Annotated in this window: 9 protein-coding genes and 1 pseudogene; 2 read left to right on the forward strand and 8 right to left on the reverse strand. The window is 73.5% G+C overall.

The features are described from left to right. Window positions 1-211 (reverse strand): annotated as a pseudogene (locus tag ACWD3D_RS31650) (polysaccharide deacetylase family protein); the annotation flags it as partial. Window positions 212-332: 121 nt separating this feature from the next. On the opposite strand from ACWD3D_RS31650, the gene ACWD3D_RS31655 reads away from it, so the two are divergent. Then, a complete protein-coding gene (locus ACWD3D_RS31655) occupies window positions 333-1,568 on the forward strand; it encodes a THUMP-like domain-containing protein (protein ID WP_451464180.1) in 1,236 nt (411 codons plus the stop codon). A 13-nt stretch (window positions 1,569-1,581) separates the two neighbouring features. Here the strand turns inward: ACWD3D_RS31655 and ACWD3D_RS31660 are convergent, their stop codons facing one another. The 6 genes from ACWD3D_RS31660 to tsaB form a co-directional block, all read right to left on the reverse strand. Further along, complete coding sequence (locus ACWD3D_RS31660) at window positions 1,582-2,229, reverse strand: hypothetical protein (protein ID WP_451464181.1); 648 nt, start codon at window positions 2,227-2,229, stop codon at window positions 1,582-1,584. 51 nt (window positions 2,230-2,280) lie between these two features. After that, entirely contained in the window at window positions 2,281-2,745 is a 465-nt protein-coding gene (locus ACWD3D_RS31665; protein ID WP_451464182.1) for a VOC family protein, read from the reverse strand. Between the two features lie 146 nt (window positions 2,746-2,891). Continuing rightward, on the reverse strand, window positions 2,892-3,161 hold the full coding sequence (locus ACWD3D_RS31670; RefSeq protein ID WP_451464183.1) for a hypothetical protein: 270 nt from the start codon (window positions 3,159-3,161) through the stop codon (window positions 2,892-2,894). Next, complete coding sequence (tsaD, locus tag ACWD3D_RS31675; RefSeq protein ID WP_451464184.1) at window positions 3,158-4,267, reverse strand: tRNA (adenosine(37)-N6)-threonylcarbamoyltransferase complex transferase subunit TsaD; 1,110 nt, start codon at window positions 4,265-4,267, stop codon at window positions 3,158-3,160. The genes ACWD3D_RS31670 and tsaD overlap by 4 nt, the downstream gene beginning before the upstream one ends. A 5-nt stretch (window positions 4,268-4,272) precedes the next feature. After that, the gene (rimI, locus tag ACWD3D_RS31680; RefSeq protein WP_387367372.1) at window positions 4,273-4,734 is read right to left on the reverse strand and encodes a ribosomal protein S18-alanine N-acetyltransferase; all 462 of its coding nucleotides are present in this window, start codon (window positions 4,732-4,734) and stop codon (window positions 4,273-4,275) included. A 44-nt stretch (window positions 4,735-4,778) separates the two neighbouring features. Next, window positions 4,779-5,429, reverse strand: a complete 651-nt coding sequence (tsaB, locus tag ACWD3D_RS31685; RefSeq protein ID WP_451464187.1) for a tRNA (adenosine(37)-N6)-threonylcarbamoyltransferase complex dimerization subunit type 1 TsaB — start codon at window positions 5,427-5,429, stop codon at window positions 4,779-4,781. A 147-nt stretch (window positions 5,430-5,576) separates the two neighbouring features. On the opposite strand from tsaB, the gene ACWD3D_RS31690 reads away from it, so the two are divergent. After that, window positions 5,577-6,173: a hypothetical protein gene (locus ACWD3D_RS31690; protein ID WP_451464185.1), complete on the forward strand. Its 597-nt coding sequence runs from the start codon at window positions 5,577-5,579 to the stop codon at window positions 6,171-6,173. Between the two features lie 20 nt (window positions 6,174-6,193). Here ACWD3D_RS31690 and ACWD3D_RS31695 read toward each other — a convergent pair whose 3' ends face one another. Beyond that, window positions 6,194-6,436 (reverse strand): hypothetical protein, encoded by a 243-nt coding sequence (locus ACWD3D_RS31695; RefSeq protein WP_451464186.1) that lies wholly within the window; start codon window positions 6,434-6,436, stop codon window positions 6,194-6,196. Window positions 6,437-6,614 lie beyond the last annotated feature (178 nt).

Genomic DNA, 6,614 nt, shown 5'->3' on the forward strand with positions numbered 1-6,614 from the left:
CGGTGGCCGCCCGCCCGTCGCCGAGTCCGGGCCCGACCACCCAGGACTGCACCCGGCCGCCTTCCGCACCCCGGCGGGGATGGTGGTCGGTGTCCGGGGAGCCCTGCCCGCATCCGGAGGCGAGAGCGGCACCGAGCAGGGCCGCCAGGGCGACCGTGCCGGTTCTGCGCCGCTTCTTCGCCCTTTTTTCCTTTTGTCGTACTAGTTGCATGGCGCCGCATCCTGCCAGCCCGCCCCCGGCGCCCCGACCCGACACCGCCGGGCGTCCGGCCGCGTCCCCCGCCTGGCGCACAGCCCGGGGCGGCCACGGTCGCGGCGGTGTCTGGACCACAATGGGACGGGTGAACGCTCCTCTCCCCGCCGGTGACGGCCCCGCCGACCCGCTCACCGCCTTCGCCGCCCTGCGTACGCCCGAAGGCGCCGCCCTCCTGGACGAACTGCGGGACCACGATCCGGCGCGCGAACTGGCCACCGCCACCCGGCTGCGCCGCGACCACGCGCCGGACCTGGTCTCGGCCGCGCTGGGGCAGGCCCGGCTGCGGCAGCGGGCGGTGGCGAAGTTCGGCGCCGAGGACGCGTACCGGATGTACTTCACGCCCAACGGGGTCGAGCAGGCCACCCGTACCTCCGTCGCCACCTACCGGGCCGGGCGGTTCGCCGCGCTCGGCGGGGTGCGCCGGGTGGCGGACCTGTGCTGCGGCATCGGCGGTGACGCGATCGCGCTGGCCCGCGCGGGCATCGCGGTGCTGGCGGTCGACCGTGACCCGCTCACCGCGGAGGTGGCCCGCGCCAACGCCGAGGCCCTCGGCCTGGCCGGGCTGATCGAGGTCCGGTGCGCCGACGTGACCGACGTCGACACCTCCCCGTACGACGCCGTCTTCGTCGACCCCGCCCGGCGCGGCGGGCGCGGCCGGATCTTCGACCCGGAGGCGTACTCGCCGCCGCTGTCCTGGGCGACCGCCGCCGCGCTGAAGGCCCCGCGCGCGGCACTGAAGATCGCGCCGGGCATCCCGCACGAGGCGATCGGCCCGGAGGCCGAGGCCGAGTGGATCTCGGACGGCGGGGACGTGAAGGAAGCCGTGCTCTGGTACGGCGAGGGCTTCGAGCCCGGTTCCTACCGGGCGACCCTGCTGCCGTCAGGGGCCACCCTCGCCACCCGCTCCCCGCTGCCGGCCCCGCCGGTGGGACCGGTCGGCCGCTATCTGTACGAGCCGGACGGCGCGGTGATCCGGGCCAGCCTGGTCGCCGACATCGTGGCCCGGTGCGACGGGCGGCTGATCGACGAGACGATCGCCTACGTCACCAGCGACGAGCCGTACGCCTCCCCGTACACCTCCGCGTACGAGATCACCGACCAGCTGCCCTTCCACATGAAGCGGCTGAAGGCGCTCCTGCGGGAGCGGGAGGTGGGGGTGCTGACGGTGAAGAAGCGCGGTTCGGCGGTGGAGCCGGAGGAGGTGCGCCGCCGGATGAAGCTCGCGGGGCCGAACTCCGCGACGGTGCTGCTGACCCGGGTGGCCGGTGCCCCGACCATGCTGATCGGCCGCCCCTTCCGGCCGGGCGCCTGAGCGCTCCGCCCGGTCAGGCGGCGGGCCGCGCCGCCGCCTCCGCCGGGCCGCCGAGCACCCGCAGCACCCAGCGGCGGTGGGAGACCGCGGTGACCGCGCCGGTCAGGCCGGTGATCCAGACGCAGAGGCCGACGCCCATGCCGAGGACCACCACGCCGTAGGTGTCCTCGCCCGGCGTGGCCGACGCCGGGACGGCCACGCAGGTGAACAGGCCGACGGCGCACAGGGCGTAGGACAGCAGCAGCCAGGCGAGCCCGAGGCCGGGCATCCGCAGCAACCGGTCCCGGTCCGGGTCGCGGTCGAGCGTCCCCCAGCCGGCGAGCAGCGCGCGGACCTCGCGGGCGCGCGCGACGCCGAGCCCGAAGAACACGGCCGCCGGCCCGAACAAGGCCAGGCCCACGAAGAGCAGGACGATCGCGAACAGGTCGCTGATCGGATCGAGGGATTCCTCCAAGGAGGCGATCCCCGCGCCGACGAACGCCCAGCCGAGAGCGGCCAGTCCGCCCCAGGTCAGGAGGAGGGCGAGCCGTCCGCCGCCGACGTGCCGCCGCACCAGTTCACCGAGGACCTCGGCCCGGTCGGCGAGCAGGGAGGTCCGGTCCGGCCACGTGCGGATCTCCACGGGCGGTGGGGGCGGGGGCAGTTGGGCTCCGGAGGGCATGGCGCCGACCCTATCGGCGGGCGGGGGCGCCTTCGCCGGGGGAGCCCACCCTCAGGCGTTGAGCAGCGTCTGGACGTCGAGCTTGACCATGCCCATCATCGCCTTCATGGCGCGGTCGGCGCGGTCCCGGTCGGGTCCGCCGAGGATCTCGGGGAGCGCGCGCGGCACGATCTGCCAGGAGAGGCCGTACTTGTCCTTGAGCCAGCCGCACTGGCTCTCCTCGCCGCCCTCGGTGAGCGCGGCCCAGAAGTGGTCCACCTCGGCTTGGTCCGCGCAGTCCACGGAGAGCGAGAGCGCCTCGGTGAAGTGGAACGCGGGCCCGCCGTTGAGGCCCAGGTACTCCTGGCCGGCCAGCCGGAAGCGGACGGTCATCACGGTGCCGGTCTCGGCCGGTCCCGCGTCCGAGTAGTGGGCGGTCTCCAGGACGCGCGAGTCGCCGCCGAACACGGAGACGTAGAAGTCGGCGGCCTCGGCGGCCTGGCCGTCGAACCAGAGACAGGGGGTGATCTTCTGCATGGTCTTCTCCTCCAGGAGGTCCCACCGGGCCCGGACCCGGTCATCGGTCCGGGGTTCTGGAAGGTAGACCCGGCGCCCGCCCGGAACTCATCGGACACACCGGGCCGCCGCCCGTACGGCGGCAGCCCGGGAGGCGTCGGCCGGCGTCAGGAGTCGACCGGCCCCAGCGACTCGAAGCGCCAGCGGTGCACCGCACGGGTGATCAGCCGCTCGTCGGGCTCGGGGAGTTCCGGCAGCTGGTCGCCGTACTCCCCCGGCCACCAGGTGATCACCAGGACCCGGTCCTGCGGGGCGCGCAGCAGTTCGGTGCGCAGCGGGGTGCGGGCGAGTTCGCCGGTGCGGGCGCGGGCCCACTCCAGCAGTTCCGTACCCCGCCCGTCGGTGGCGCGGGCCTCCCACATCAGGGCGACGGTCATGAGTACAGGTTGTCCTTGCTGACCTCGTGCACGTGGTCGTGGTCGTGGGTGTGGTCGTGCTGGGCGCCGGGTACGTGCGGGTCGGTCACCGGCAGCGAGGAGTCGGCGGACAGCTCCCAGTCGGAGGCGGGCCGGTTGCGGGCGACCATCTCGGCGCCGAGCGCGGCGACCATCGCGCCGTTGTCGGTGCAGAGTCCGGGGCGGGGCACCCGGAGCCGGATTCCGGCGCGCTCACAGCGTTCCTGGGCCAGCGCGCGGAGCCGGGAGTTGGCCGCGACGCCGCCGCCGATCATCAGGTGGTCGACGCCCTCGTCCTTGCAGGCGCGGACGGCCTTGCGGGTGAGCACGTCCACCACGGCTTCCTGGAAGGACGCCGCCACGTCGCGCACCGGCACCTCCTCGCCGGCCGCGCGCTTCGCCTCGATCCAGCGGGCGACGGAGGTCTTGAGCCCGGAGAAGGAGAAGTCGTACGCGGGGTCGCGGGAGCCGCTCAGGCCGCGCGGGAACGCGATCGCCTTCGGGTTCCCCTCGCGGGCGAGGCGGTCGATGACCGGGCCGCCGGGGAAGCCGAGGTCCAGCACGCGGGCGATCTTGTCGAAGGCCTCGCCCGCCGCGTCGTCGATGGTGGCGCCGAGCGGCCGTACGTCGCTGGTGATGTCGGGGGCGAGCAGCAGCGAGGAGTGGCCGCCGCTGACCAGCAGGGCCATGGTCGGCTCGGGCAGCGGGCCGTGTTCCAGCTGGTCGACGCAGATGTGCGAGGCGAGGTGGTTCACGCCGTAGAGCGGCTTGTTCAGGGCGTACGCGTACGCCTTGGCGGCCGAGACGCCGACGAGGAGCGCTCCGGCGAGGCCGGGACCGGCGGTGACGGCGATCCCGTCCAGGTCGCGGGCGCTGACGCCGGCTTCCTTCAGGGCGCGCTCGATGGTGGGGACCATCGCCTCCAGGTGGGCACGGGAGGCGATCTCCGGAACGACTCCGCCGAAGCGGGCGTGCGTGTCCACGCTGGAGGCGACGGCGTCCGCGAGGAGGGTGGTGCCGCGCACGATGCCGACGCCGGTCTCGTCGCAGGAGGTCTCGATGCCGAGAACGAGCGGTTCGTCAGCCATTGCGATCAGCCATTCTCTGTTCCTTGTACGTGGAGGCGCATGACGAGTGCGTCGATGTTGCCCGGCTGGTAGTAGCCGCGCCGGAAGCCGATCGGCTCGAAGCCGAAGCGTTCGTAGAGCTTCTGGGCGCGGGTGTTGTCGACCCGGACTTCGAGCAGCACGGTGGCGCATTCGAAGGCGGTGGCGTGCTTCAGCAGGTCGGTGAGGAGTTCCGAGCCGAGGCCGCCGCCCCAGTGGTCGCGGGTGACGCCGATGGTCTGCACGTCGGCGAGGTCCCCGGCGGCGGCGAGTCCGGCGTAGCCGACGATCCGCCCGGTGGCCGGTTCCTCGGCGACGACGTACCGCCGGGTGGCGTGCGGGCCCCGGGCGTGGGCGAGCTCGGACCAGAACATCCCGGCCGACCAGGCGTCGTCGGGGAAGAGCTCGTGTTCGAGTTCCAGCACCGGTTCGATGTCCCACCAGCGCATCTCGCGCAGTTCGGCGGTCGGGACGGGCGCCTCGGTCGCTCCGGTCACTTCGGGGTGACCACCTTGTAGTTCTTGGGGACCTGCGCGTCGGGCCTGCGGAGGTAGAGCGGCTGCGGGTCGAGCAGCTTCTCGCCCGCGGCGAGACGTTCGGCGGCGAGCGCTGCGAGCGCACCGGCCGAGACGTGCTCGGGTCCGCGCGCGTCCGGGAAGGAGTCGGGGTAGAGCAACGCTCCGGCTCCGACGACGGGCAGGCCGGCCAGCTCCTCGGCGATGTCGGCGGGTCGGTCGACGGAGGGGCCGGCGGTCCGGGTACGGGGGTCCTCGTACCGCGCCCAGTAGACCTCCTTGCGGCGGGCGTCCGTGGCGACCGCGAAGGGTCCGGTGATCCCGGCTTCCTCCCCGGCGGCGTACGCGAGTCCGTCCAGGGTGCACAGCCCGTGCACGGGGACGGAGAGCGCGGAGGCGAAGGTCGCGGCGGTCACCAGGCCGACGCGCAGCCCGGTGTAGGGGCCGGGGCCGACGCCCACGACGATGCCGGTGACGGCGTCGAGAGTGGTTCCGGCCTCGGCGAGGACGCGGTCGACGGTGGGGAGCAGCAGCTCTCCGTGGCGTCGGGCGTCCACCTGGCCGGACTCCGCTACGACGGAGGTGCCGTCGTGGAGGGCGACGGTGACGGCGGGGGTGGCGGTATCCATGGCGAGCAAGAGCACGCAAACAGCCTACGGCTCCCCCGGCCGAGGCATCGCGCCCGTACGTCGTCCCGGTGGGCCCCGTGGCTGCTGCTACCGTCACCCGGGATACACGAGTACGACGTAAACCTTGTACGACATGCGACAAGCGGCATGCGGCGGACCGTATGCGAAAGGGGAGCTCAGGTGGCAAGGGGCAGCTCGGGAATCGTGGCCGGGCTCACTGCGGCGGCCGTCGCCGCGGTCGCATTCCTCGCTTACCAGGCATCGGCGAACGCCCCCGATTCGGTGGTCGACGTCTCGGCGAGCGCCTCCGCGCCCGCGTCCGCGAAGAAGCCCACGGCGAAGCCCGCGCCCACCGTCGACCCGATGGACTTGCCGACCGATTCCGGGACCGGCGTGCGGGTCGTGTACGGGCTGAAGGCGAAGCGGGTGTGGCTGGTCGGCGAGAACCCGGACTCGGTCCGGACGTTCCCGGTCGTCCCCAGCGCCGTCAGCCCCGAGCCGGGTTCGTACGCCGTCTACTCCCGCACCGGCACGGTGACGGGCTCGGACGGTGTGCCGATCGAGCACGTGGTGCGGTTCGCCGAGGTGGGCGACACGGTGATCGGCTTCAGCGCGGCGCAGGACGGCTCGCTGCCGACCCCGGACCCGACGCTGAAGACCGGCGGGGTGCGGATGACGCGGGAGAACGCCGATCAGATGTGGTCGTTCGCCACGGTCGCGGTGAAGGTCGTCGTCGTCCGGTAGCCGGAATCTTTTCCCTGGAATCAGGCCGCTTCGCGCTGCGCGGGCGGCCTGATTCCGTGCACGGAGGCGGCCGTGCCGGTCCTGTCCGCGGAGTCGGCGTCCTCGTTCGGGGCGTCGGGGTGCGCCTCGCCGTCGTCCGCGGCCGGCACGGGCGGGACCGGCGGGGTCGACACGGCGCTGGCCGCCGCACACGACGCGAGCAGAACCTTCATCGGCACCCCGGAGGGGGACGGGTACCGGACTTCTCGCTCGGGCGTCGGCATGGATGCCTCCTGGGCTCCGCTGGAGGAGTAGTTAGGTATACCTAACCAGTTCGCCACCCCATACCACCACGGACGGGGCGGTCTGTGCAACATTTTACCGACAGCCTGTCGGAAACCACCCCGGAAGATGTCCTGCGGACGCGCGGCGCGGGCGCGGGGCGCGCGGGGCGGGGCGCGG

It is taken from the genome of Streptomyces sp. NPDC002690 (assembly GCF_053592415.1).